A 23,471-nucleotide genomic window follows, 5' to 3' on the forward strand; every position below is an offset into this window, starting at 1 on the left:
ACAGGTCGTTGACCGAGACACTACTCTAAAACTTAGGAGATTTAATCATGAACAAAGATATTTTTGAGGGCAACTGGAAACAACTTAAAGGTAAAGTTCAGGAGCAATGGGGCAAACTGACCAATGATGACCTTGACGTGATTGAAGGTAAACGTGACCAGGTGGTCGGTAAGATCCAGGAACGTTATGGCATCTCTAAAGATGAAGCCGAAAAACAGATCAATACCTGGGAAAAAGATAACCACCATTAATTAATATGGTGAGACCCAGATGTGAGTCCCACAATGTGAGACTCATCATGTGATCTGAAAAATAGCCACTTTTAAAGTGGCTATTTTTTTAACTGGCCCTGCTGCGTGGTTGAGCACTCTGCGGCTAGCCGGTATTTCTTAACCCGGCGGCAATGCCATTGATGGTCAGCGGGATCGCCAATTTGAGTTTTTCATCGGTCTCGCCATTGCGGTAGCGTTGTATCATTTCGACCTGCAGGTGGTTGAGCGGGTCCAGATAAGGCAGGCGGTCACGTATGGATTTGGCCAGCACCGGCTGGCTGGCAAGCCGCTGCGAGCTGCCTAACAGCAGGTTGACCACCTGGGTGGTCAACTGGTGCTCGTGCTCTATGCGGCTGAAGATCTCTTCGCGCAGGCTGCGGTCAGGTAGCAGGTGGGCGTAATGCCTGGCTACAATCAGGTCGGTTTTGGCTAACACCATATCGACGTTATTGATCAGGGTCTTGAAGATAGGCCAGCCCAGCAACATTTCCCTGAGTAAGCCTAAGCGGGTCTCCTTGTTGCTGCCTGCCTGATGCAGGTATTGATGTATGGCGCTGCCCAGCCCATACCAGCCTGGCAACAGCAACCGGCATTGCCCCCATGAAAATCCCCAGGGGATGGCGCGCAGGTCTTCAATACGGCGGGTGGATTTGCGTGAAGCGGGACGGCTGCCCAGGTTGAGGCCGGCGATCTCCTCTATCGGTGTGGTGTTAAAAAAGTATTCGGCAAAGCCCGGGGTCTCATACACCAGGCTGCGGTAGCTGGTCATGGCGGTGGCAGACAGGGTCTCCATCACGCTCTCAAAGGCGCGTCGCCTGGCCGGTTCCAGCTGGTCGGCCGGAAACAGGCTGGCGTCCAGCGTGGCCGCGATCAGGGTTTCCAGGTGCTGACGGCCGACCACCGGGTCGGCATATTTGTTGGCGATGATCTCGCCCTGCTCGGTCAGGCGGATCTGCCCATCCACCGTGCCTTGCGGTTGCGCCATGATGGCCTGGTAGGTCGGGCCGCCGCCACGGCCTACCGTGCCACCGCGGCCATGGAACAGGCGCAGCTTGACTTTAGCCTGCTGGAACAGTTCTACCAGCGAGATCTCGGCTTTGTATAACTCCCAGTTCGAAGTCAGAAAACCGCCATCCTTGTTGCTGTCGGAATAACCGAGCATGACCTCCTGCTCGCTGCCCTGGTTGCGGATCACATGGCGTATGCCAAGCAAGCTTAACCACTTGCCCATGATCATAGGCGCATCGCGCAGGTCGGCGATGGTCTCAAACAGCGGCACGATATTCAGATCGACCTGGATATTGGCCGACCCCCACACCCCGCGCAGCAAGCCGGCTTCGCGTTGCAGCAAGGCGACTTCGAGCAGGTCAGACAATGTTTCGGTATGCGAGATGATATATTGGCGCACGGCATGGCAGCCAAAGCGCTCGCGCATTTCACGCACTGCTTCGAGCACGCCTATTTCTTTGTGCACCAGCTCGGAGTATTGCTGGAAAGGCGAAAACAGCAGGCGTGGCTGCTTCAGTTCTTCGAGCAGAATGCCTATTTTTTCGTCTTCATTAAATGCTGCATAATCAAATTCATAGCCGGCTTTTTGCAGCAGCTCGGTGATGACCGCTTCATGCACATCTGAAGACTGGCGGATATCCACCGTTGCCAGATGAAAACCGAATGACTCTATTGCTTTGATCAGCTTGCCCAGGCGCGGATAGATCAGCGCGACACCATGATGCTTGTGCAAGGAGTCGGCGATGGCCTGCAACGGCTGCAACAAGGCTTGCGGGCTGTCATAGGGGTCAGCCTGCACATCATCGTCTATGCGCCAGCCACAGCCGGCTAACAGGCTTTCGGCAGTCACCAACAATCTGTCATGCACGCCATTCAGGGCCAGGCGGTAAGGCTCATCCATGCGATGCGCGGATTGATCACGCGAGGCCTGGGCCAGCGCCATCACCGCCTCGTCTACTGCGATCAGGCGGGTAGAAACGCCCAGCTCGCGTTTGAGCTCGGCCAGTTCATCCAGGTAAAAGCGCAATAGCGTCACCGCCTGCAGGCGCACGGCTTCGCGCAAGGTAGTGCCATCCACGAATGGATTGCCATCGCGGTCGCCGCCTATCCAGCTACCCATGCGCAAAAAGGCCGGCAAATGGTAGTCACTGCCGGCTGGCATCAGCGCCTGCAGGTCACGCTCCAGGTCTTGCAGCAACTCCGGGATCACATGCAAAAAAGTGCTGTCGTAATAGGTCAGTGCATTTTCAATCTCGTTGACCACCGTCAGCTTGGAAAAACGCAGCATACGCGTTTGCCATAATGCCGAAACAGCGCCCTGCAACAACAGGCTGTTACGTGCCAGCTGCGCTTGTGCATGCATGTGCATGCGCGCGGCCAGCAACTCGACGATACGGCGTTCTATATCGAGCACGCTTTTACGCTGCACTTCGGTCGGGTGTGCAGTAAGCACCGGCGACACCAGCGCATCAGCAAAAAACTGCTGTATCGCCTGGGCAGGGACGCCATCCTCACCCAGCTGGCTGATGGAATGCGCCAGCATGCCGGCCACCGGCGTATGCGTATGGCTGTTCGCCAGCTGCTGGCCATACAGATCTTCAGCCAGGTTGACCAGGTGCTTGTAATAACTCAGGGCGCGCACCACACATACGGTTTGCGCTGGCGTCAGTGCGGCCAGCAATTGCTCCAGCTGTAATGAGGCGTTCTGGTCGTGGGTCTGATGGAAAGTGGTCGCTGCCTGGCGGATAGCCGCGATCTGGTCAAAAGCGGCCTGGCCTTCGACTTGCTGTATGGCCTGGTCTAGCAAACTGCCCAATAATTGAATATTGTCAGACAGCCGCGTCTCTGCCGAAACCATGTCACTGGCCACATGTTTTTTTATCATGGTGTCTTCTCCCCTAGCTCAGTGATACACTAGCAACAAGCAGGCCACCTTTGAATGATGATTTTTTACATATAAATCATGTGCTTGCAAAATTGACAGCACGGCATGCACGCCTACTCAAGGCGAGCATGCACCGATTTGGCACTGCTGCCAGCATAAGGTAGGTGATAAACAGATGGATGGAAATCGACTGATAGCGCAGGTGTTACAAAACTGGCAAGCCATGGGCACGCAAGGCCTGTGGCATCAGGATGCTTTTTTACTGTTGATATGTGTGCTGGCGGTGGTGATACTGTTTTTTAGCGGCACCGTGATAGGCTTGTTCATTCAATCGCTGTGGGCGATCTTTATCACCAGCCATCAGGCCACTGACGGAGAGAGTTAAGGCCGAGAGTTAAATGTCGGACTGAACAGGCAAATACCCTGATCAAGCGATACTGGAAAGCAGTAACTGCCTGATCGCTTCCAGCTCACGCGGAATATCCGCCGCGTAATCCTCATACTGGCGGCCGCCGCTTCTGCCATACCAGTATTTGCTGTTCCATACATCACCCTCGACCTTATGCAGCACCGCGTGTATCCAGTTGGCGGCGTGGTCACTGTAATCCTGCGCGATGTTGTGCGCCGCATCCCAGTCACCCGCCTGTGCCAGCGTCACGGCCTCAAGTAAGTGCGCCTGGTTAGACATGCTCCGGATACTCTATGCTGCCCTTCTGGATGAATTCTATCTTGTACCCATCCGGGTCTTCGATAAACGCGATCACTATGGTGCCATGTTTCATAGGCCCGGCTTCGCGTATGACTTTGCCGCCTTTGCTTTTCACCAGCTCACAGGCCTGGTAAGCATCGTCCACCTCTATCGCCATATGGCCATAGGCGGCGCCCATGTCATAGCTGGTCTTGCCGTAGTTATAGGTTAATTCGAGCACGGTATTGTTGTACTCATTGCCATAGCCGACAAACGCCAGCGTGAATTCACCATCCGGGTAATCCTGGGTGCGTATCAGCTTCATGCCCAGCACACCGGTATAAAAATCTATAGACCGTTGTAAATCACCCACGCGCAACATGCTATGTAAAATTCGCATTATCCTAACCCCTTTAATTATTTACGGAATAACAACATCAGTACTTACGCCCTGGTAATGCGCAAGTATTTGTCCATTAACTGCTCTTGAGTTTCTTGTCGGTCCGGGTCCAGCGGAATGCAGCTGATAGGGCACACCTGCTGGCACTGCGGTTTGTCAAAATGGCCTACGCACTCGGTGCACAGGTCCGGGTTGATCTCATAGATCTCTTCGCCTTGCGAAATGGCTTCGTTCGGGCACACAGGCTCGCAGACATCGCAATTAATGCATTCGTCGGTAATAAACAGGGACATTTAATCTATCAGTTTTTGTTTGATGGCGGTTTCAACGCCGGGCGACACGAACTGGTTTACATCGCCACCCAGGCGCGCCACCTCGCGCACCAGGCTGGAGGAGATAAACATGTATTCTTCTGCCGGGGTCATAAACAGGGTTTCCAGTTTGGGGTAAAGTTTGCGGTTCATGCCTGCCAATTGGAATTCGTACTCGAAATCGCTGGCGGCGCGCAAGCCACGTATCACCATCTGCGCGCCCTGCGACTGCACGAACTGCATCAGCAGGCCATCAAAACCAACTACTTTGATATTCTCGCCACTGAATACCGATTGCGCCAGGGCGACACGTTCTTGCAGGCTGAACAGGGTCTGCTTGCTGGTGCTGCCTGCCACCGCCACTATCACCTGATCAAACAGGTGCGCGGCCCGGCGCACGATATCTTCGTGCCCCCTGGTGATCGGGTCAAAAGTGCCCGGATAGACTGCAATTCTGGTTTTATTCATACGCTGATATCCCGAAAGTCTGTACGCACCTTCAAGGCTGCGTGGCTGGCGCTGGCGTGTCGGCTGGCTGCAGCAGGTGGTAATACACCTGCCCTGCCTTGCCAGACTTGACCACTTGCCAGTCCGAATCAGATTTTAACGCATATTCGGCTTCTACATATAGCCAGCCTTGTGCAGACAAATGCCCGGGCAGCAGCGGCAACAATTTGTCCAGCCATTGCTTGTGATAAGGCGGGTCACAAAAAATAACGTCGTAACGCTGGCTGTTTTGCGCCAGAAACTTCAGTGCATCGGCCTGGCGGATATCGGCTTTGCTGGCTTGCAACAGTTTCTGGTTTTGCAACAAGGCCTGCAACGGGGCTTTGGCCAGCTCCAGCATGGTGACCTGGCTGGCATTGCGTGACAGGGCTTCAAACCCCAGCGCACCGGTGCCGGCGAACAGGTCTAAACAGCTTAGTCCAGTCAGCTCCTGCCCCAGCCAGTTGAACAGGGTCTGACGCACGCGGTCCGGCGTCGGCCGCAAGCCATCGGCATCGGGAAACTTGAGTACCCGGCTGCGCCAGACACCGGCATTAAGACGAACTTGATTCATAAAGTTGAGGCAGGCTATCAGCAAGAACAAAGCAGTATTATAAAGGCGTTCGCCCGTGTGCAGCGATTTGCATGGGCCAGGCAGAAAACGCTTCGTGCTATCATCTATAAAAAATCAATCGAGGAAATCAGACATGGAATTTTTATTGGGCTTTGGCCTGTTAGGCAGTTTGATCACCACTGCGCTGGGCTTATTCTGGCTATGGATGCTGATCGATTGCCTCGCCGATCAAAAAGAAGATAAGCTGGTCTGGTTTCTGGTGATTTTCTTTCTCAGTTTGCTGGGTGCGGTTTTATATTACTTCCTGGCGCGCAAAAAACGTAAGGCTACCGTGCTGTAAAGACCGTAGCTGACGCAGCGCAAAAGCCGACCTAGTGTCGGCTTTGTTGTTAAATGGCTTACTCGGCGCCTACGATCACGGTGGCAAAACTGTCGGGGTGTATGCGGCGTTTAAAAGCGTCATTCACCTGCTGCACCGTCACTTGCGCGACGTGGTCGTTAAAACTGTCCAGGTAGTCCAGCGGCAGATGGTAGAACCCGATCAGGTTCAGATATTCGAGTATCTTGCCATTGCTGTCTACACGCAGCGGGAAACCACCGATCAGGTTATCTTTGGCCGCTTGCAGCTCAGCCTCGCTCACCCCTTTATCCACAAACTGCTCTACGGTCTGCCTGACCAGTTGCAAAGCATCCTGCGCCTGTTCTTTCTTGGTTTGCAGGCCGATCTGGAAAGGGCCTAGCTCTGCCATAGGCAAAAAGTAACTGTAGACGCTATAGGCCAGGCCACGTTTTTCACGTACTTCTTCGGTCAGGCGCGAGACAAAGCCGCCACCGCCCAGAATATAGTTACCGACGTATAGCGGAAAGAAATCCGGGTCGCCCCGTTTGTTGCCGGGCTGGCCGAGCAGGATATGCGCCTGCAAGGCAGGGTGCGGCAATTTTTTCACGCTGGCGGTTTTCAAGGCTGGCACCGGTGGCAGCGCGGCGACCGCAGGGCCTTGTGGCAAGCCGGTGCTCAGGCGTTCGGCGATGTCTTTGGCCTGCGTCAGTGTCAGGTCGCCAATTAAGGCGATCACTGCTGATTTAGCCGTGTAATGGGTCTGGTAGAACTGCGACAGCTGGGCCACCGTCAGCGATTGCACAGTATCGATCTCGCCGCTCTGATCCAGGCTGTAAGGGTGCATGCCATATACAGAACGCATAAAGGCTTTTTGCGCGATGCTGTCTGGCTCGGTCTCGGCTTCCTGCAGCCCGGCCACAATGCGGGCCTGCTCGCGTTTGAGCACCGCTTCGGGGAAATCAGGCTTATGCAATACAAAGCTGAAGGCTTGCAGTGCGCTGGCCTGCTCGCTGGTCAGGGTGCGTAATTTAAAGCCGGCGCGGTCTGCATCAAAATTGCCGCCCAGTACGGCGCCTATATCGGCAAACCGGTTAGTCAGTGCCTCTTCGTCCAGCCCGCCTGCCACCAGGGCCATCAAGTGATGGGTGACACCGGCAGCCCCCGAGGTTTCCGGCTGGTCGTGTGCGCTACCAGCGGGGAAATTGACGCTGATATCCATCATAGGCAAGGCATGGTTTTCAACAAAATACACGGCACTGCCATTACTAGTGGTCCAGTGCTGGATATTTAATCCGGCCAGTGCCTGCAGCGCATGGCCTTGCAGCAGCAAGACCAACAAGGTGGTTCTAAAAAAATTCAAAGCGTTCATTCTGTTTCCTACATGGCTGCTGCGACGAGATAAAAGGGTCGCATGCGGATTAATCTAGTGCTGATGTGGACGTCCGGCCGGTTTGGCGTTCGGATCCATAGGCTGCGGGTCCAGCGTGACTAAAGTCAACTGGTCTGGAACCAGGTATTTTTTTGCCACTGCCTGCACCTGTTCAGAAGTCACCGCCTCTACCCGGGCAGCATTTTTTTCCAGCAGGCTCAACGGGTAGCCCATGGTTTCAAGCTGGCCTATCTGCATCGCCTGGTAAAACATGGAATCACGTTTATAGACATCGGCGGCGATCACCGCCGCTTTGACCCGGTGTAATTCGGCGGCGGTCACGCCCTTGTTCTTCACCTCGTCCACCACCTCCCAGATCGCTTTCTGCAAGTCTTCCAGCGCCACGCCTTCGCTGGGCGAGGCCGCGATCTCAAAAGTGGAAGCCTGGCCGCGGTTGGTGCCGTCATAGCCGCTGTCTATATCGAGCGCGATCGCCTGTTCACGCACCAGTTTCTGGTTGAGGCGCGAGGAGCCATTACCACTTAACACGCTGGATAACACTTCCAGCGCATAGGGTTCCCAATCCTGTTCGCTGTAAGCAGGCCCGTTTTTCATGGCCGGGGCGTGAAAACCCATGGTGAAATAAGGTAATTTGGCAGGCGCTTTGACGATGGCGCGCCGCTCACCCAGCTGCACAGGCTCTACTTGCGGTTTACGCGCTGGCAACGGCCTGGCTGCCAGCTTGCCAAAGGTTTCCTCCGCCAGTTTGAATACCTCTGCCGCCTTGACATCGCCCACCACGACCACGGTCACATTATTGGGCGTATACCAGGTGTTGTACCACTCGCGTGCATCGGCGGCGGTCATATTATCCAGGTCATTCATAAAGCCGACCACCGGGCGGCCATAAGGGTGGGCGCGAAACACTGAAGAATCGAACTGTTCACTGACGCGGGATTGCGGCTTGTCTTCGGTGCGCCAGCGGCGCTCCTCTTTCACCACTTCTATCTCCTTGGCAAATTCGGCATCGGTGATCTGCAAGTTGGCCATGCGGTCTGCTTCGAGCCTGAATGACAATGGCAATCTGGATTTTTCCAGTTGCTGGAAATAACAGGTGTAATCCTTACTGGTGAAAGCATTCTCCTTACCGCCGGCCGCCGCGATCTGGCGCGAGAACTGCCCGGCCGGGACACTGGGCGTGCCTTTAAACATCATGTGTTCCAGCACATGCGCCACCCCGGTTTTGCCATTGACCTCATCCAGCGAACCGGCGCGATACCAAACTTGTGACACCACCACAGGTGCGCGGTGATCTTCCTGCACTATCAGCTTGAGGCCATTTTTAAGCGTGGTTTGTACGACTTCGGCAGCCTGCGCGCTGCACACACTGAGCAAGGCAGCCAGCAGCAACAGTGGCTGACGGCAATGGGTAACACTTTTTTTCATGATGGGATCACTATAGAAACAGGTTGTAAAAGCACAGTCTGTGACCGATGGCGTGGCTACTTAGTTCGTATGAACTTGACTATACGACCCGGGTTATAAAAACCATGCACGGCCTTTTGCTACATTGCAAAGCCATGGTCGTGGCGGTAAATGTCGATTCGGCTTAAAATGGGCATATTACCGAGTTTTAAGCTGCCATGTTCAATCCATTTGCCAAAAAAACCGAGTCTTCATCCCCTGCCCCCGAAGAAACCTCCAGCCTGAGCTGGACCCAGCGCCTGAAAAACGGCCTGGCCAAAACGCGCCAGCAATTGGGCGGTCAACTCAGCGCGCTGTTCGGTGGCGGCAAGATAGATGAAGATATTTACGAAGAGCTGGAAACCATACTGCTGACCTCGGATGTTGGGGTCAATGCCACCCAGCACCTGCTGCAGCAATTGCGTGCGCGCGTCAAACGGCAGGACCTGCAGGACACCATCGCCTTGAAACAGGCACTCAAAGAAACGCTGTCTGACCTGCTCTTGCCGTTGCAAGCACCGCTGGATGTCAGCGGCCATAAACCTTATGTGATGATGATGGTAGGCGTGAATGGTGCCGGCAAGACCACCACCATAGGCAAGCTGGCAAAATACCTGCAAGGGCAAGGCCATAGCGTACTGATCGCCGCCGGCGATACCTTCCGTGCTGCGGCGCGTGAACAATTACAGGTATGGGGCGAGCGCAACGATGTGCAGGTGATCGCGTCTGAAAGCGGCGACCCGGCGGCAGTGATTTATGATGCGGTGAATTCTGCCATCGCCAGAAAAATCGATGTGGTGATCGCCGATACTGCTGGCCGCCTGCCTACGCAATTGCACCTGATGGATGAGATCAAGAAAGTACAACGCGTGATAGACAAGGCGCTGCCAGGCGCGCCGCATGAGATCTTGCTGGTGCTGGATGCCAATACCGGCCAGAATGCGGTCAACCAGCTCAAGGCCTTTAACGAGGCTTTAGGCGTCACCGGCTTGGCACTGACCAAGCTGGATGGCACGGCCAAAGGCGGCGTCATTGCGGCGATCGCGCATTTGAGCGGGCAATCTGCCCATAGCATCCCGGTGCGCTTCATAGGCGTAGGCGAAAGCATAGATGACTTGCGCCCGTTTGTAGCCAACGACTTTATTGATGCCTTGATCGATTAGCCATGACACTCTTTGACTTTAGACTGTTAAACCAGATTGTTAAACCCAGATTGCTAACACATGATTGCATTTAACAACGTCAGCATGCGCTATCCGAATAGCGCGCACCTGTTCCGTCAGGTCAGCTTTAATATTGAAAAAGGCGATTTTGTGCTGATCACCGGCCAGTCCGGCGCCGGCAAAAGCACCCTGCTCAAACTGATGGCCGGCATAGAAGCCCCATCCGGCGGCCATATCCTGATCAATGAGCAGGATATCAGCCAGCTACACCACAACGCTATTCCTTACCTGCGCCGCCGTTTTGGCCTGGTGTTTCAGGACCATAAGCTGCTCTATGACCGCAACAGCTTTGAGAATGTCGCGTTGCCGCTAAGCATACAGGGCATCACCGGCGATGAAGCCGCCCGCCGCGTGCGCGCCGCCCTGGACAAAGTAGGCCTGCTCAACAAAGAAAAAGCCATGCCTATCACCCTGTCAGGCGGCGAACAGCAGCGCCTGGCGATCGCGCGCGCCGTGGTCAGCCGCCCTGCCATCGTCATTGCCGACGAGCCTACCGGCGGCCTGGACCGGGTCGCTTCGCTGGAGATCATGCAACTGCTCAAAGCGTTTAATGATGTAGGCGTCACCGTCGTCATCGCCATGCATGATGTGGCACAGGTGAGCACCATCGCCTACCGGACCTTGCATATAGACCAGCAAACCATCACATCCATGCCTGCCCAGGTCGGCATGTTATAAGGCTAATGGCATGAAAAACTGGCTCAACCAACACACACTCGCCATGCAACTGGTGTTACAGCGACTGAAAGCGCATTGGCTCAACACGCTGATCATCTGCATGGTGATAGGCATCACCGTCACCTTGCCCGGCCTGTTATTCGTCGGCGTCGACAACCTGCAGGACGCATCACGCTCGATCAAACAGGACGCGCAAATGAGCGCCTTCCTCAAACCGGCGCTCAACGGCAATGTCATTCAACGCCTGATCAATGACGTGCAGGCGTTACCGCAAGTCAAAGAAGTGCGCTATGTGCCCAAGGAAGAAGCGATCAAGCAACTGGGGCAACAGTTTCTGCAAAAAGACCTGCTGGCCGACCTGCCACAAAACCCGCTGCCTGACGCCCTGTTCATCACCCTGGCCGACACGCAGCCAAACACCGCAAAACCGGTACAGGAAATGCTGCAAGCGCGTGACGAAGTTGAAGAACTGGTGGTAGACAGCGTGTGGATAGAACGGCTGAACTCCATGCTGGTACTGGGCAAACGCATCGCCCTGATCTTTGCCTGCCTGCTGGGCATCGCCATGGTCACAGTCATCAGCAATACCGTGCGCATGCAGGTGCTCACGCATGAAACCGAGATCGAAGTCAGCCGCCTGATAGGCGCGACCCACAGCTTTATCCGCCGCCCGTTTTTATATATGGGCAGTGTTTATGGCCTGGGTGGAGGCCTGATCGCGGTCGCTTTACTATTCGCCATCGTGTGGAATCTGAAACAGCCGGTGCAACTGCTGGCGAACAACTATCAGAGTAATTTCCAGCTGGTGTTTCATTTGGTGAATATAGGCGGGTTGATTTTATTGGCTTCGACTTTAATAGGCTGGATAGCGGCGTTTATTGCGTTGACGCAGAAACGCTGAACTGCTTGTCCTGCGCCTTCTGGCACAGACTATAAGCTGTAATCGGTATTTCTTTGGATAGTTTTGTGCTCTGCTTGTGCTCTGATTCAGCGTTTTCTTTCGCCTGTAGGCGAGTTACTTTTCTTTGCTTGCCCAAAGAAAACGTAACCAAAAGAAATGCACCCTAGCTTCCGCTTTCTTCCTGCGTTGCTCATCAAAATAAGCGGTCGCGAAACTCGCCCTAGCGGCCTGCACAGAGCGCAGGCCACCGCGGAACTCAGACAGTCGCTCCCTTCCTCCTTATTTTGACTCCGCTACTCGGCGCGTCAGATAGGGGCCCGGAAAAACCCACGCCCTTAGTGAAGCTGGGGTTTTTCACATTCAATCCCGCGCAACCATTGCCATGGAATCGGTATTTGTTTGGATAGTTTTGTGCTTTGTTTCAGCGTTTTCTTTCGCTTGTAGGCGAGTTACTTTTCTTTGCTTGCACAAAGAAAACGTAACCAAAAGAAATGCACCCTAGCATCCGCTTGTTTCCTCCGTTGCTCACCTTAGGACTTTCGTCCGTTGCTTTGCAGGACTTAGGCATAAGCGGTCGCGAAACTCGCCCTAGCGGCCTGCACAGGACGCAGGCCACCGCGGAACTCAGACAGTCGCTCCCTTCCTCCTTATTTTGACTCCGCTACTCGGCGCGTCAGATAGGGGCCCAAAGTCAACACCACCACGATGTGACTTCTGTTAACTGCATTGGGCTGAGGGCGCTTAGCGCCTATGTAATCTAAAACCAACCCGCCAACCCTCTTGCTGTTTTGCTTTTGCTTTGCTTTGGTTTTATTGCACTAGTCGAGCGGGATACGATGTGAGAACGACCCACCACACTAGCCGCGTAGTGCCTTTCAGGGTCCCCTATCTGACGCGCCGAGTAGCACAGTCAGCGTGGGAGGGGTCGGCCAGCGTCTGTTCGAGTTCCGCGGTGGCTTGCGCAGTGTGCAAGCCGCTAGGGCGAGTTTCGTTGGACGCCCACGCTGACGAGCAACGCAGGGAAAAAGCGGATGCTAGGGTGCCCTTTCTTTTGGTGCCTTTTCTTTGGGCACGCAAAGAAAAGACACTCGCCGAGGGGCGAAATAAAAGACTGAAACAGAGCACCGAACTATCCAAAGAACTACCATTACGGTCAGCTTAGTAAGGGTGTAGTTGCTTGTGCTTTGTTTTATTCGATGGTCGAGCGGGATGCAATATAAGGAAGCTCACCCAACTAACTGCGTAGTGGTGTTGACTTCGGGCCCCTATCTGACGCGCCGAGTAGCGCAGGCAAAATAAGGAGGAAGGGAGCGACTGTCTGAGCTCCGCAGTGGCCTGCGTTCTGTGCAGGCCGCTAGGGCGAGTTTCGCGACCGCTTATTTTGACGAGCAACGCAGGAAACAAGCGGATGCTAGGGTGCCCTTTCCTTTGGTTACTTATCCTTTGGGCAAGCAAAGGAAAGTAACTCGCCGAGGGGCGAAATAAAAGGCTGAATCAGAGCACAGAACTATCCAAAGAAATACCTATTAAATCTTCCTGCAAATGTATCTCTCGTCCTGCGCGAGTCCATCAGTGTGTGCTAGCAAAGAAAAGTAACTCGCCGAGTAGCGAAACTCACCTCATCACTGCGCAACGTAATTCGGCCCGCTGCCACCCTCCGGTGGCACCCAGTTAATATTCTGCGTCGGGTCCTTGATATCGCAAGTCTTGCAATGAATGCAATTTTGCGCATTGATCTGCAACACCTGTTGCCCCTGCTGCTCAATAAACTCATACACCCCCGCCGGGCAATAGCGCTGCTCAGGCCCGGCGTAACGCGGCAGATTGACGCGCTCGGGGATATCCTGCACCGTCAGCTTCAAATGGCAGGGCTGCTGGTCATCATGGCCGATATTGCACAGGTTGACTGAACTGAGCTTATCAAAAGTCAGCACTCCATCCGGCTTGGCATATTCAGGCTGGCGGCCATTCTTTGCTTCATCCAGGGTGGCGTGATCGGCCACCGTATGTTTGAGCGTCCACGGTAAGGTGATGCCCAGGCCTGACAGCCACATTTCGGCGCCGCCCAGCACTGTGCCTACCCAGGTGCCCCAGCGTGACAGATACGGTTTCACATTGCGCACGGCGCTCAGGTCCTGCCATATCCACGAGGCACGCAGTTTTTGCGGATAACTGGCCAGTATTTCCGGCGCGCCTTGCTGTATGGCTTCAAACACTGATTCGGCTGCCAGCATGCCGGATTTCATGGCGTAGTGGCTGCCCTTGATCTTGGGCACATTGACCAGGCCGGCGCTGCAACCCAGCAATGCGCCGCCGGGGAAAGCCAGCTCTGGCAATGACTGTATGCCGCCTTCTGAAATGGCACGTGCGCCATAACTGATGCGTTGCCCGCCGGCCAGCAATGCCTTGAGCTTGGGGTGGGTCTTATACGTCTGGAAAATATCAAACAATGACAGGTAGGGGTTGCTGTAATCCAGGTGCACCACGTAGCCGACTGACACCAGGTTTTCGCCATGGTGGTAGATAAAGCCGCCGCCACCGGTGTTGGCATCCAGCGGCCAGCCCAGCGTGTGTTCTATCAGGCCTTGCTGGTGTTGCTCAGGCTGGATACGCCAGATCTCCTTGAACCCCAGCCCGTATTTGGCCGGGCTGGCAGCCGTGCGTAGACCATAGCGTGCTTCGAGCTGCTTGGTCAGCGAACCGCGCGTGCCTTCGGCCACCAGGGTGTATTTGGCACGGATCTCGATACCAGGTGTGAAATTCGCTGTCGGCTCGCCCTGTTTATCCAGGCCCATATCGCCAGTGATGACACCGACCATACGGCCGGTTTCATCATAGCTTGGCGTTTGTGCAGAAAAGCCGGTGTAGATCTCTACCCCCAGTGCTTCGGCCTGGCCAGCCAGCCAGCGGCAGACTTCACCCAGGCTGACGATATAGTTGCCATGGTTGCGCATCAGCGGCGGCATGGTCCACTCCGGGATGGCCCAGTGCTTTTCCTCGCCTAATACGACAAAGGTATCTTTAGCGACCGGCGTATCCAGTGGCGCGCCCAGCGCTTGCCAGTCTGGCAATAGCTCCTGCAAGGCCCTGGGGTCTAACACCGCCCCGGAGAAGATATGGCTGCCGACTTCGGCGCCTTTTTCCAGCACGCACACGCTGAGCTCCTGCCCTTGCGCCTGTGCCAGTTGTTTGAGACGGATGGCGGCTGATAATCCTGCCGGGCCAGCCCCGACGATCAGCACATCATATTCCATTACATCTCTTTCCATGCTTCCTCCAACATTCAGATCCCCGCCATCAGGCGATCGCCGGGATATCAATTAAATCACTACGCGTCGCCCCTTGGGTGAACGCCTGACAAAACGCCAGAAACTGGCGGATGCCGCCGGTCTGGTATTTCTGCCTGTGCCATAAAAAATAAAAATTGCGGTGAAACTGCAGGCTGTGGTTCTCGATAGGCACCAGGCTACCGCGCCTGAATGCGTCTTTGAGCGCCAGCCTGGAAATACAGCCTATACCCAGCCCTGACTCCACCGCACGCTTGATCGCCTCGGTATGTTCCAGCTCTAGCGTGATATTCAGCCTGGAGTAATCCTGGCTGAATGCACGGTCAAACGTCTCGCGGGTGCCCGAGCCTTTTTCACGCACTATCCATGGCTGCAATAACAGATCAGACTTGTAGATGGTTTTACCAGTCTGCGCGATTTGCGCCAGCGGGTGCGTAGGTGCAGCAAAAATCACCAGTTCATCGGCGATCCACGGCGCCACGGCAATATCCGGGTGGTTACACTCGCCCTCTATCATACCCAAATCCAGTGTATGATTCGCAATTTGCTCTACGATAGTGCGCGTATTTTGCACCTGCAGCTGGATATGGCTTTGCGGGTATTGTTGCAGGAATTTGGCAACCAGCAAGGTGACCAGATAATTACCTACCGTCAGCGTGGCACCGATCTTCAAATGCCCGTAACCTTGCTGGCCATGCAGCATGCGCTCGATCTCACGCGCGCGGTCCAGCAATTCTACCGCTTTGGGCAGTAGCTGTTGCCCGCTTTCGTTGATGCGTAAACTTTTGCCTACGCGGTCAAATAACTGGATCTCGAATTGCTTTTCCAGCTCGATCAGCGCGGTACTGGCAGCTGATTGGGATAATGCCAGTTGCTCACAGGCACGCGAGACACTACCAGCACGACTGATAGCGACGAATATCTCTAATTGCCTGAGCGTGTATTTCATTGAGGATAAAGGATCTGGCAGCGTTTGAGCCGTCTTAACATTAATCTATAAAATAGATATATATTATTATAATAATCAATTTAATAAATATTACAAGCTAGCTTAAAATGCTCGGTTACGATTTAAAACAGCTAAATTTAGAACACCTAGGCTAGAACATCTATGGAAAGCAGCACTTTATGAAAGCATTAGTAGCGATCAAACGGGTCGTTGATTATAACATTCAGGTACGCGTCAAGGCAGATGGTTCGGATGTGGACATTGATGGCGTCAAAATGGGTATCAACCCGTTTGATGAGAATGCCATTGAAGAAGCCATACGCCTGAAAGAAAAAGGCATAGTCAGCGAGATCATTGCTGTGACCATAGGCGGTGCCGCAAACCAGGATATCCTGCGCCATGCGCTAGCCATGGGTGCAGACCGCGCCATGCTGATTGAAACCCAGGAAACCCTGCACTCACTGGGCGTGGCCAAAGTATTGAAAGCAGTGGTCGAGCGCGAACAACCCAAACTTATTTTGCTGGGCAAACAAGCCATTGATGATGATGCCGGCCAGACCGGCCAGATGCTGGCAGCGCTGCTGAAATTGCCGCAAGCCACTTACGCTTCGCAGATCAGCATAGAAGGCGACCAGGCGACTGTTGTGCGCGAAATCGATGGCGGCACACAAACCCTGTCTGTGAGCTTGCCAGCAGTGATCACGGCTGATTTGCGCCTGAACGAACCACGCTATGTCAAACTGCCTAACCTGATGATGGCCAGAAAAAAACCGCTGGAGAACCTGGCACTGGAATCCCTGAATGTCACCCTCAGCCACAATGTGCAGCAGCTTAAGGTTGCCGCACCACCGGCACGCCCGGCTGGCGTCATGGTGAAAGATGTGAATGAATTATTGAGCAAACTGCGCTCACACGAAGGGATCATTGCATGAGAACACTGCTTATCGCCGAACATGACGGCCAGCATTTGAATGAACAAGTGGCGCGTGCCGTCACCGCCGCACAACACTGGCAACAGCCGGTGGATGTATTGATCGCCGGCGCACAGCCAGATGCACTGGCCGCACAATTGGCCGCTTTGCAGGGCGTCAATAGCGTACTGGTCGCCAGCGACGCTGCCTTGCAACACCCTACCGCAGAACACCTGGCTGATATCATAGTGCCACTGGCCAGTGCTTACACTGTAGTGCTGGCAGCGCACAGCGCTTTCAGCAAAAACCTATTGCCACGCGTGGCCGCTCTGCTGGACGTGAATATGCTGTCTGACGTGCTGGAGATCCAGGATGGCAACACCTATGTGCGTGGCATTTATGCCGGCAACGTGCTTGCCACCGTGCATAACCAGGATGCTATCCAGGTATTGACCGTAAGAGGCAGCAAATTCGCAATTGCCGCCAGCGGCGCCAGTGCCGAGATCAAGGCAGTTGCCACGCCTGCTGCGCCGCAAGGCAGCCGCTGGGTATCTGAAGCCTTTAACAAATCCGAGCGTCCGCCGCTGACAGCTGCCAAAGTGGTGGTTTCCGGTGGCCGCGCTCTGGGCAGCGCCGACGCTTTCGCCCAGGTCATCGCGCCATTGGCAGACAAACTGCATGCAGCGATTGGTGCCAGCCGTGCCGCGGTGGATGCCGGTTACGCGCCTAACGACCTGCAAGTCGGCCAGACCGGTGTGGTGGTCGCGCCTGAGCTATATATCGCCGTCGGCATTTCCGGCGCCATCCAGCATGCTTATGGCATGAAAGACAGCAAGGTGGTGGTCGCGATCAACCAGGACCCGGAAGCACAGATCTTCAAGATCGCTGACTATGGCCTGGTGGCAGATTTGTTTGAAGCCGTGCCAGAACTGACAGCTGCGCTATAATAGCATCGTAAAATAAACCCTTTAAATTCAAACCCTTTGCCTAGTCGCGAGTAAAAATAAGACATGAGTAATAAAAAATATTCCACCGAAACGATATTGAGCGTTCATCACTGGAACGACACCTTGTTTAGTTTTAAGGCCACGCGCGACCCAGGTTTGCGTTTTGAGAACGGCCAGTTTGTCATGATAGGCATGGAAGTAGACGGCCTGCCACTGACACGCGCTTACAGTATCGCCAGCCCTAACTATGAAGAACATCTGGAGTTTTTCAGTATTAAAGTGCCCAACGGCCCGCTGACTTCACGCTTGCAGCACCTGAAAGTGGGCGACCCTTTGCTGGTCAGCCGCAAGCCTACCGGCACCCTGGTCACCCACGATCTGAAACCAGGTAAAAACCTGTATTTCTTCTCTACCGGTACCGGCCTGGCCCCGTTCATGAGCCTGATCCAGGATATCGAAGTCTACGACCGCTTTGAAAAAGTGATCCTGATCCACGGTGTGCGCTATGTGAATGAACTGGCTTACGAAGAATTCATTACCAAAGATCTGCCAAACAACGAATTCTTTGGCGAAGAAGTGAAAAACAAGCTGATCTACTACCCAACCGTGACACGCGAACCCTTCAGAAACCAGGGCCGCCTGACTGACCTGGTAGAAAGCGGAAAACTGTTTGAAGATATCGGCCTGCCGCCGCTCAACCCGGAAACAGACCGCGCCATGATCTGCGGTAGCCCGGCCATGCTGGTGGATACCGCCGCCATGCTGGACAAGCGCGGATTCAAGGTCTCACCGCGCATAGGCGAGCTCGGTGACTACGTGATTGAAAAGGCTTTTGTTGAAAAATAAGTCTTAAACAACCACTCAGCCATATGATCGCAGTGTGCGGATATCAAGTTTATGAAAACGATATCTAACACTGCGATTTCATTTGAGCAAGCGCAGCTGGCCGACGTGCCGGCGTTGGGCGCCCTGCTCACCCTGCTGTTCGCGCAGGAACACGAATTCAGCCCTGACTCCGCCGCCCAGCAACAAGGCCTGGCTGCCATCTTGCAACAAGCGGATAGCGGCTGCATCCTGGTTGCCAGGGATGAAGGAGCGGTGATCGCCATGGTGAGTTTGCTTTACAGCATCTCTACCGCCCTCGGTGGCCGGGTCGCCTTACTGGAAGATATGGTGGTGCACCCTGACTATAGAGGCCAGGGCGTAGGCGCGAAATTGCTTGATCATGCGTTGGCATACGCCCGCAGCCAGCAGATACTCAGGATCACTCTGCTCACCGACCACGACAATGTGGCTGCCCAGCACCTGTACAGTCAGCACGGTTTTCAGCAGTCCGGCATGCAGGCCTGGCGACTGAAGCTTTAACGCCTGACGCTCAGTAAAACCCGGCGCTCAGCGCCTGGCATCCTTCATGCCGATGGCGACTATGATCGCCAGCACAAACACCAGCGAAAGCAATAGAAAGCCCTGCGCATACGCCTGGAAGACTCCCGCCGCATTGGCGCCGCATACCTCCTGCCGCCACTCGAGAAACACCGCCATCAGGGTCACCCCGACCACGCCGCCCAGTTGCCTGGCATAACTGACCACCACTGAAGACTGGCCCAGATGCTGCGGCTCCATCTCGTGCAGGGTGGCCAGGTTGAGCGCGGGCAAGATCATGCCTAAGCCGATGCGGCCAACCACAGTGGCGGCGACTATCTCCCAGTATTGCACGGTGTCGGCTGCCAGCACAAAAACCAGAAAAGACGCGCCAAAGATAGACAAGCCCGCCAGCGTGATGCGCCTGGGTGACAGTTTATCCGCCATGCGCCCGGCGAAAGGAATGGTCAGCACCAGCGCAATGCCTGACGGCAGCAATAACAGGCCGGCGTCAGTCGCACTGAAGGCCATGGCAGTTTGCAGGAATACCGGGATCAAATAAGTAGACGCGAATAAACCAAAGCCATAGGCAAACGCCACAAAAGTACCGCGACTGAAGGTGGGTTTGGCAAACAGGTGTAATTGTATGATGGCATGCGGCAGGCGCTGGGCATGCCGGATATAGCACACCATGGACACCACCAGCAATATGGCATAGCCCCAGGTCCAGAACGCCGCCAGGCCGCTATGGTGCAAGCTGGAAACAAATTCGATCAGGCCTATGGAAGCGGCAGATAACCAGCCCAGACCAGCCCAGTCAAACGGCTGCACCTCTCTTTTGCGCGGTGCTGGCAACCAGATACGCGCGGCGCCCAGTGCCAGCAAGGCAAACGGCACGCCTAACAGAAAAATAGCCTGCCAGCCGAACTGGTCCAGCATCCAGCCACTGATAGATGGCGCGATGGCCGGGGTGAACGCGATGCCTACGATCAATATGCCAGAGGCGCGGCCCTGGATATTGGGCGGGAATAAACGCATCAGCGCCATGATGCCCAGCGGTTGCAACACGCCCGCTGCCAGGCCCTGCACCAGCCGCGCAATGACGACGTGCACAAAGCTATGCGAATAAAACCCGGCGATACTGGCGGCGATCAACAGCCACAATGCCGCCATAAACACACGCCGCAGGCCAAATCGCTCAAGTAACCAGGCGGCGGGCAACATGGCGATGGTCATGGCCGCCAGAAAAGCGGTCATCGCCCATTGCACATGGTCCTGGCCCAGATGGAAAGTCCTGGTCAGGGCTGGCACCGCCACATTGAAACTGGAGGTGCATAACACCCCGGCTATGGTGCCCAGGCCTATGATGCATAACACCATCCATTTATATTGTTCGCCATAGTGCTGCGCAAGTGCATCAAAGGAATGTGCATGCCTGAACAAACGCATCAAGTCTTACCCACTGTTTATCTGTGATGGGTGACCATAACATGCCAGGCCGGCTGAGTCACCCCTTTGAGCAGCTCTGCAGCCGCAAAAACGCCTGCAGCCAAGCTGGCTACTGATCAGAACGCGCTTTTGATCACACCGCCATCGACACGTAAAGCCGCCCCGGTTGTGGCCGATGAGAGCGGGCTGGCGATATAAGCCACCAGGCTGGCGACTTCTTCGGTGGTGGCAAAGCGCTTGATCAGTGAGGTAGGCCGCACATGCTCAAAAAACTCTTGTTCAAACGCGGCCTGGGTCTTGTTTTCGGCCTGCGCCAGCGCCTCGACAAAATCACCCACGCCGCGTGAACGTGTGGGGCCAGGCAGAATGCTGTTTACAGTGATCTGCGTGCCGGCCAGGGATTCTGCCAGGCCACGCGCCACCGCGATCTGTGCCGCCTTGGTCATGCCATAATGTATCATTTCCGGCGGGATCTGCACCCCGCTCTCACTGGAGATAAACACGATGCGGCCCCAGTCTTTTTGCTGCATACCGGCCAGATACAGCCTGGCCAGGCGTACGCCGCTCAATACATTCACATCAAAAAAACGTTGCCAGTCTGCATCAGGGATATCTGCAAACGCCTTGGGTTCAAAAATGCCCAGGTTATTCACCAGGATATCCACTTGCGGAAACCGCGAAACCAGCGACTGTGCCACCTCGGCCTGGGTCAGGTCGCCGGCAAAACCTGAAACCGTTTTACCGGTAGTGCGCTGGATATCTGCAATCGCCTGTTGCACTGAGGCATCGGAGCGGCCATTGATGATCACCTCTGCGCCTTCCTGTGCCAGCAAACTCGCGATCGCCAAGCCGATACCAGCGGTAGACCCGGACACCAATGCTTTCTTGCCTGCCAGTTGTAAATCCATCTGTTTTTCCTTTAGTTGTGATGTTTAAAAACCTTCCAGTACCAGCTTGCCTATAGACTTGCCCTGCTCTATCAGCGCATGTGCCTGGCGCAAGTTTTCCGCGTTGATCTTGCCCAGATGCTGCTGTACCGTAGATGTGATCTGCCCCTGCTCCACCATGTCAGCTATTGTATTCAATATATCATGTTGCCTGATCATATCCGCAGTGCCAAACAACGAGCGCGTAAACATCAGCTCCCAGTGCAAGGAAAGGCTTTTTCTCTTGAGCAGGCGCACATCGATAAACTCAGGGTCATCGATCAGCGCCAGCTTGCCCTGCGGTTTTAGCATCTCAACCATAGACGAGAAATGCTGGTCTGTCTTGTTCAGGCCGATGACGTAGTCCACCGGCGGCAAACCTAGCTGCTGCAATTGTGACTGCATGTTATTACCCTCGCCAGTCGCGCCATGATCAAGCACATGGTCTGCGCCCAGCTGTAACAGCCAGTCGCGGCTTGCAGGCCTTGAGGCGGTGGCGATGATGGCGAATGCAGTCAACTGCTTTAACAGCTGGATCAAAATAGAGCCCACCCCTCCCGCCGCGCCTACCACCAGTATGCTGGCCTGGCTATCCTCACTGTTGACCTGCAGGCGGTCAAACAGCAACTCCCAGGCGGTGAGTGCCGTCAGGGGCAAGGCCGCCGCCTGGTCATAAGGCAGGTTGCCAGGCTTGCGGCCCACAATACGCTCATCCACCAACTGGTACTCGGCATTACTGCCCGGCCGGGCGATAGAACCGGCATACCAGACCTCATCGCCCACCTTGAAATGCGTCACCAGCTCACCAACAGCACGGACTACGCCGGCGGCATCCCAGCCCAGCACCCTGGCCTGCCCTGCGGGCGGTGCACTACCCAGCCTGACCTTGGTATCCACCGGGTTGACCGAGACTGCTTTCACCTCTACCAGCAGGTCATGTCCGCTGGCCTCTGGCACAGGCAGCTCAATATCCTGCAATGCCTCGGCCTGTTGTATAGGCAAGTTTTGATAAAACGCTATCGCCTTCATCTGTATTTCCTTAATTTGATGTAATGCCTGCATTCTAGCGCCATGATTATCAACATAAAACCAGGTATCATTAGATAAATAATTAACATATTATTAATAATGATCAGCCTCAACGACTTAAAGATCTTTGTCGCTGTCTGTGAATACCAGCAGTTTTCTGCGGCCAGCAAGGTGCTGGAGATCAGCCCTGCTGTCGCCAGCCTGGCTGTGAAGCGTCTGGAGACACAACTGGATGCACAATTGCTGGTGCGCTCTACGCGCCATGTGGCACTGACTGAGGCAGGCCAGCGCTACCTGCCTTTTGCCCGAACAGCGCTGGACACCCTGAGCGAAGGCCAGCAGCTGCTGCGCAGCCAGCAAGCTGAGATCAGCGGCCGCCTGACCATTTCCGCCCCCTCTGACCTGGGCAGAGGCATATTGAGAAAGCTGATAGATCAATTTCAGGCCCTGCATCCAGCCCTGGAAATCAAACTGCTGGTGAGCGATAAAGTCACCCATCTCTACCGGGAGACGGTCGATATGGCGATACGCTATGGTGTGCCAGGCGATTCCAACCTGTTCGCCACCTCACTGGCAGCGGCCAATCAGCGTGTGCTGTGTGCCAGCCCTGAATACTGGCGCCTGCATGGCATGCCGCAACACCCTGAAGACCTGCTGGCACATGATTGCCTGTGTTTTATGCTGGATGACACTGTGCACAACCAATGGCGGTTTGCCCATAATGGCCACGCCATACATGTCAAAGTCACTGGCAACAAAGTGTCGGATGATGGCGAGATCGTTCGCCAGTGGGCTTTGGCCGGGTATGGCATCGCCTATAAGTCGCAACTGGACGTCGCTGAGGATATACAGGCGGGTAGACTGGTGGCTGCGCTGACCGGCTATGAAACAGAAAGTGCGCCGCTGAACGTGCTGACGACACAAAAGCCCGGGCAACTGCCCAATGTGAAGAGGCTGATAGATTACCTAAAGCAGGCACTGACTTGAACAGGCACTGGCCGCACCCGGGCCA

General features: G+C 54.9%; 24 protein-coding genes. 11 read left to right on the plus strand and 13 right to left on the minus strand.

What is annotated here, in order from left to right; genetic code table 11:
- Positions 1-47 precede the first annotated feature (47 nt).
- Positions 48-251 carry a CsbD family protein gene (locus ACFQ1Z_RS06890; protein WP_379031573.1) on the plus strand — a complete coding sequence of 68 codons (204 nt, stop codon included), beginning with the start codon at positions 48-50 and terminating at the stop codon, positions 249-251.
- A 124-nt stretch (positions 252-375) separates the two neighbouring features.
- Here ACFQ1Z_RS06890 and ppc read toward each other — a convergent pair whose 3' ends face one another.
- The gene (ppc, locus tag ACFQ1Z_RS06895; RefSeq protein ID WP_379056567.1) at positions 376-3,165 is read right to left on the minus strand and encodes a phosphoenolpyruvate carboxylase; all 2,790 of its coding nucleotides are present in this window, start codon (positions 3,163-3,165) and stop codon (positions 376-378) included.
- A gap of 175 nt (positions 3,166-3,340) precedes the next feature.
- On the opposite strand from ppc, the gene ACFQ1Z_RS06900 reads away from it, so the two are divergent.
- Positions 3,341-3,550 carry a hypothetical protein gene (locus tag ACFQ1Z_RS06900; protein ID WP_379056568.1) on the plus strand — a complete coding sequence of 70 codons (210 nt, stop codon included), beginning with the start codon at positions 3,341-3,343 and terminating at the stop codon, positions 3,548-3,550.
- Between the two features lie 42 nt (positions 3,551-3,592).
- On the opposite strand, the gene ACFQ1Z_RS06905 is transcribed toward ACFQ1Z_RS06900, so the two are convergent.
- Genes ACFQ1Z_RS06905 through rsmD form a run of 5 tightly spaced genes read right to left on the minus strand, consistent with a single transcriptional unit; the run spans position 3,593 to position 5,624 of the window.
- Positions 3,593-3,853, minus strand: coding sequence for a hypothetical protein (locus ACFQ1Z_RS06905; RefSeq protein ID WP_379056570.1), 261 nt, complete (start codon positions 3,851-3,853; stop codon positions 3,593-3,595).
- The gene (gene gloA / locus ACFQ1Z_RS06910) at positions 3,846-4,253 is read right to left on the minus strand and encodes a lactoylglutathione lyase (protein ID WP_379056571.1); all 408 of its coding nucleotides are present in this window, start codon (positions 4,251-4,253) and stop codon (positions 3,846-3,848) included. The genes ACFQ1Z_RS06905 and gloA overlap by 8 nt, the downstream gene beginning before the upstream one ends.
- Positions 4,254-4,297: 44 nt before the next feature.
- On the minus strand, positions 4,298-4,546 hold the full coding sequence (locus tag ACFQ1Z_RS06915) for a YfhL family 4Fe-4S dicluster ferredoxin (protein ID WP_379056572.1): 249 nt from the start codon (positions 4,544-4,546) through the stop codon (positions 4,298-4,300).
- Complete coding sequence (gene coaD / locus ACFQ1Z_RS06920; RefSeq protein WP_379056573.1) at positions 4,547-5,032, minus strand: pantetheine-phosphate adenylyltransferase; 486 nt, start codon at positions 5,030-5,032, stop codon at positions 4,547-4,549.
- Positions 5,033-5,063: 31 nt separating this feature from the next.
- Entirely contained in the window at positions 5,064-5,624 is a 561-nt protein-coding gene (gene rsmD, locus ACFQ1Z_RS06925) for a 16S rRNA (guanine(966)-N(2))-methyltransferase RsmD (protein WP_379056574.1), read from the minus strand.
- A gap of 133 nt (positions 5,625-5,757) precedes the next feature.
- Here rsmD and ACFQ1Z_RS06930 point away from each other — a divergent pair, with 133 nt between their 5' ends.
- Positions 5,758-5,964 carry a PLDc N-terminal domain-containing protein gene (locus ACFQ1Z_RS06930; protein ID WP_379056576.1) on the plus strand — a complete coding sequence of 69 codons (207 nt, stop codon included), beginning with the start codon at positions 5,758-5,760 and terminating at the stop codon, positions 5,962-5,964.
- 58 nt (positions 5,965-6,022) lie between these two features.
- Here the strand turns inward: ACFQ1Z_RS06930 and ACFQ1Z_RS06935 are convergent, their stop codons facing one another.
- Together ACFQ1Z_RS06935 and ACFQ1Z_RS06940 are read right to left on the minus strand one after the other, a co-directional pair.
- Positions 6,023-7,333, minus strand: coding sequence for a M16 family metallopeptidase (locus ACFQ1Z_RS06935; protein ID WP_379056578.1), 1,311 nt, complete (start codon positions 7,331-7,333; stop codon positions 6,023-6,025).
- A gap of 54 nt (positions 7,334-7,387) precedes the next feature.
- Positions 7,388-8,779 carry a M16 family metallopeptidase gene (locus tag ACFQ1Z_RS06940; RefSeq protein ID WP_379056579.1) on the minus strand — a complete coding sequence of 464 codons (1,392 nt, stop codon included), beginning with the start codon at positions 8,777-8,779 and terminating at the stop codon, positions 7,388-7,390.
- 197 nt (positions 8,780-8,976) lie between these two features.
- On the opposite strand from ACFQ1Z_RS06940, the gene ftsY reads away from it, so the two are divergent.
- The 3 genes from ftsY to ftsX are packed head-to-tail and all read left to right on the plus strand — an operon-like array spanning position 8,977 to position 11,599.
- Positions 8,977-9,960 carry a signal recognition particle-docking protein FtsY gene (gene ftsY / locus ACFQ1Z_RS06945; RefSeq protein WP_379056580.1) on the plus strand — a complete coding sequence of 328 codons (984 nt, stop codon included), beginning with the start codon at positions 8,977-8,979 and terminating at the stop codon, positions 9,958-9,960.
- 60 nt (positions 9,961-10,020) lie between these two features.
- Positions 10,021-10,698 (plus strand): cell division ATP-binding protein FtsE, encoded by a 678-nt coding sequence (ftsE, locus tag ACFQ1Z_RS06950; protein ID WP_379056581.1) that lies wholly within the window; start codon positions 10,021-10,023, stop codon positions 10,696-10,698.
- Positions 10,699-10,708: 10 nt separating this feature from the next.
- Positions 10,709-11,599, plus strand: coding sequence for a permease-like cell division protein FtsX (gene ftsX / locus ACFQ1Z_RS06955; protein ID WP_379056583.1), 891 nt, complete (start codon positions 10,709-10,711; stop codon positions 11,597-11,599).
- Positions 11,600-13,221: 1,622 nt separating this feature from the next.
- Here the strand turns inward: ftsX and ACFQ1Z_RS06960 are convergent.
- Together ACFQ1Z_RS06960 and ACFQ1Z_RS06965 are read right to left on the minus strand one after the other, a co-directional pair.
- On the minus strand, positions 13,222-14,868 hold the full coding sequence (locus tag ACFQ1Z_RS06960) for an electron transfer flavoprotein-ubiquinone oxidoreductase (RefSeq protein WP_379056585.1): 1,647 nt from the start codon (positions 14,866-14,868) through the stop codon (positions 13,222-13,224).
- A gap of 28 nt (positions 14,869-14,896) precedes the next feature.
- The gene (locus ACFQ1Z_RS06965; protein WP_379056587.1) at positions 14,897-15,835 is read right to left on the minus strand and encodes a LysR family transcriptional regulator; all 939 of its coding nucleotides are present in this window, start codon (positions 15,833-15,835) and stop codon (positions 14,897-14,899) included.
- A 179-nt stretch (positions 15,836-16,014) separates the two neighbouring features.
- Here ACFQ1Z_RS06965 and ACFQ1Z_RS06970 point away from each other — a divergent pair, with 179 nt between their 5' ends.
- The 4 genes from ACFQ1Z_RS06970 (at position 16,015) to ACFQ1Z_RS06985 (ending at position 19,058) form a co-directional block, all read left to right on the plus strand.
- Positions 16,015-16,767 (plus strand): electron transfer flavoprotein subunit beta/FixA family protein, encoded by a 753-nt coding sequence (locus tag ACFQ1Z_RS06970; protein WP_379056589.1) that lies wholly within the window; start codon positions 16,015-16,017, stop codon positions 16,765-16,767.
- Complete coding sequence (locus tag ACFQ1Z_RS06975) at positions 16,764-17,693, plus strand: electron transfer flavoprotein subunit alpha/FixB family protein (protein ID WP_379056590.1); 930 nt, start codon at positions 16,764-16,766, stop codon at positions 17,691-17,693. Before ACFQ1Z_RS06970 ends, ACFQ1Z_RS06975 begins: the two co-directional genes overlap by 4 nt.
- Positions 17,694-17,756: 63 nt before the next feature.
- Positions 17,757-18,539 (plus strand): ferredoxin--NADP reductase, encoded by a 783-nt coding sequence (locus ACFQ1Z_RS06980; protein WP_379056591.1) that lies wholly within the window; start codon positions 17,757-17,759, stop codon positions 18,537-18,539.
- A gap of 51 nt (positions 18,540-18,590) precedes the next feature.
- Positions 18,591-19,058: a GNAT family N-acetyltransferase gene (locus ACFQ1Z_RS06985; RefSeq protein ID WP_379056592.1), complete on the plus strand. Its 468-nt coding sequence runs from the start codon at positions 18,591-18,593 to the stop codon at positions 19,056-19,058.
- Positions 19,059-19,085: 27 nt separating this feature from the next.
- Here ACFQ1Z_RS06985 and ACFQ1Z_RS06990 read toward each other — a convergent pair whose 3' ends face one another.
- From ACFQ1Z_RS06990 to ACFQ1Z_RS07000, 3 genes are all read right to left on the minus strand, one after another.
- Positions 19,086-20,504 (minus strand): MFS transporter, encoded by a 1,419-nt coding sequence (locus ACFQ1Z_RS06990; RefSeq protein WP_379056594.1) that lies wholly within the window; start codon positions 20,502-20,504, stop codon positions 19,086-19,088.
- 116 nt (positions 20,505-20,620) lie between these two features.
- Complete coding sequence (locus ACFQ1Z_RS06995) at positions 20,621-21,412, minus strand: SDR family NAD(P)-dependent oxidoreductase (protein WP_379056596.1); 792 nt, start codon at positions 21,410-21,412, stop codon at positions 20,621-20,623.
- 24 nt (positions 21,413-21,436) lie between these two features.
- Complete coding sequence (locus ACFQ1Z_RS07000) at positions 21,437-22,459, minus strand: zinc-binding alcohol dehydrogenase family protein (protein WP_379056598.1); 1,023 nt, start codon at positions 22,457-22,459, stop codon at positions 21,437-21,439.
- A gap of 99 nt (positions 22,460-22,558) precedes the next feature.
- On the opposite strand from ACFQ1Z_RS07000, the gene ACFQ1Z_RS07005 reads away from it, so the two are divergent.
- On the plus strand, positions 22,559-23,446 hold the full coding sequence (locus ACFQ1Z_RS07005) for a LysR family transcriptional regulator (RefSeq protein WP_379056600.1): 888 nt from the start codon (positions 22,559-22,561) through the stop codon (positions 23,444-23,446).
- The last annotated feature ends 25 nt before the right edge of the window (positions 23,447-23,471 follow it).

This window comes from Methylophilus luteus (assembly GCF_042676265.1).
GTDB classification, from domain to species: Bacteria; Pseudomonadota; Gammaproteobacteria; order Burkholderiales; family Methylophilaceae; genus Methylophilus; species Methylophilus luteus.

Excerpts from the sequence above, each read along its gene's own strand:
- ACFQ1Z_RS06890 (WP_379031573.1), top strand. The coding sequence starts at position 48 with ATGAACAAAGATATTTTTGAGGGCAACTGGAAACAACTTAAAGGTAAA.
- ppc (WP_379056567.1), bottom strand. The coding sequence starts at position 3,165 with ATGATAAAAAAACATGTGGCCAGTGACATGGTTTCGGCAGAGACGCGG.
- ACFQ1Z_RS06900 (WP_379056568.1), top strand. The coding sequence starts at position 3,341 with ATGGATGGAAATCGACTGATAGCGCAGGTGTTACAAAACTGGCAAGCC.
- ACFQ1Z_RS06905 (WP_379056570.1), bottom strand. The coding sequence starts at position 3,853 with ATGTCTAACCAGGCGCACTTACTTGAGGCCGTGACGCTGGCACAGGCG.
- gloA (WP_379056571.1), bottom strand. The coding sequence starts at position 4,253 with ATGCGAATTTTACATAGCATGTTGCGCGTGGGTGATTTACAACGGTCT.
- ACFQ1Z_RS06915 (WP_379056572.1), bottom strand. The coding sequence starts at position 4,546 with ATGTCCCTGTTTATTACCGACGAATGCATTAATTGCGATGTCTGCGAG.
- coaD (WP_379056573.1), bottom strand. The coding sequence starts at position 5,032 with ATGAATAAAACCAGAATTGCAGTCTATCCGGGCACTTTTGACCCGATC.
- rsmD (WP_379056574.1), bottom strand. The coding sequence starts at position 5,624 with ATGAATCAAGTTCGTCTTAATGCCGGTGTCTGGCGCAGCCGGGTACTC.
- ACFQ1Z_RS06930 (WP_379056576.1), top strand. The coding sequence starts at position 5,758 with ATGGAATTTTTATTGGGCTTTGGCCTGTTAGGCAGTTTGATCACCACT.
- ACFQ1Z_RS06935 (WP_379056578.1), bottom strand. The coding sequence starts at position 7,333 with ATGAACGCTTTGAATTTTTTTAGAACCACCTTGTTGGTCTTGCTGCTG.
- ACFQ1Z_RS06940 (WP_379056579.1), bottom strand. The coding sequence starts at position 8,779 with ATGAAAAAAAGTGTTACCCATTGCCGTCAGCCACTGTTGCTGCTGGCT.
- ftsY (WP_379056580.1), top strand. The coding sequence starts at position 8,977 with ATGTTCAATCCATTTGCCAAAAAAACCGAGTCTTCATCCCCTGCCCCC.
- ftsE (WP_379056581.1), top strand. The coding sequence starts at position 10,021 with ATGATTGCATTTAACAACGTCAGCATGCGCTATCCGAATAGCGCGCAC.
- ftsX (WP_379056583.1), top strand. The coding sequence starts at position 10,709 with ATGAAAAACTGGCTCAACCAACACACACTCGCCATGCAACTGGTGTTA.
- ACFQ1Z_RS06960 (WP_379056585.1), bottom strand. The coding sequence starts at position 14,868 with ATGGAAAGAGATGTAATGGAATATGATGTGCTGATCGTCGGGGCTGGC.
- ACFQ1Z_RS06965 (WP_379056587.1), bottom strand. The coding sequence starts at position 15,835 with ATGAAATACACGCTCAGGCAATTAGAGATATTCGTCGCTATCAGTCGT.
- ACFQ1Z_RS06970 (WP_379056589.1), top strand. The coding sequence starts at position 16,015 with ATGAAAGCATTAGTAGCGATCAAACGGGTCGTTGATTATAACATTCAG.
- ACFQ1Z_RS06975 (WP_379056590.1), top strand. The coding sequence starts at position 16,764 with ATGAGAACACTGCTTATCGCCGAACATGACGGCCAGCATTTGAATGAA.
- ACFQ1Z_RS06980 (WP_379056591.1), top strand. The coding sequence starts at position 17,757 with ATGAGTAATAAAAAATATTCCACCGAAACGATATTGAGCGTTCATCAC.
- ACFQ1Z_RS06985 (WP_379056592.1), top strand. The coding sequence starts at position 18,591 with ATGAAAACGATATCTAACACTGCGATTTCATTTGAGCAAGCGCAGCTG.
- ACFQ1Z_RS06990 (WP_379056594.1), bottom strand. The coding sequence starts at position 20,504 with ATGCGTTTGTTCAGGCATGCACATTCCTTTGATGCACTTGCGCAGCAC.
- ACFQ1Z_RS06995 (WP_379056596.1), bottom strand. The coding sequence starts at position 21,412 with ATGGATTTACAACTGGCAGGCAAGAAAGCATTGGTGTCCGGGTCTACC.
- ACFQ1Z_RS07000 (WP_379056598.1), bottom strand. The coding sequence starts at position 22,459 with ATGAAGGCGATAGCGTTTTATCAAAACTTGCCTATACAACAGGCCGAG.
- ACFQ1Z_RS07005 (WP_379056600.1), top strand. The coding sequence starts at position 22,559 with ATGATCAGCCTCAACGACTTAAAGATCTTTGTCGCTGTCTGTGAATAC.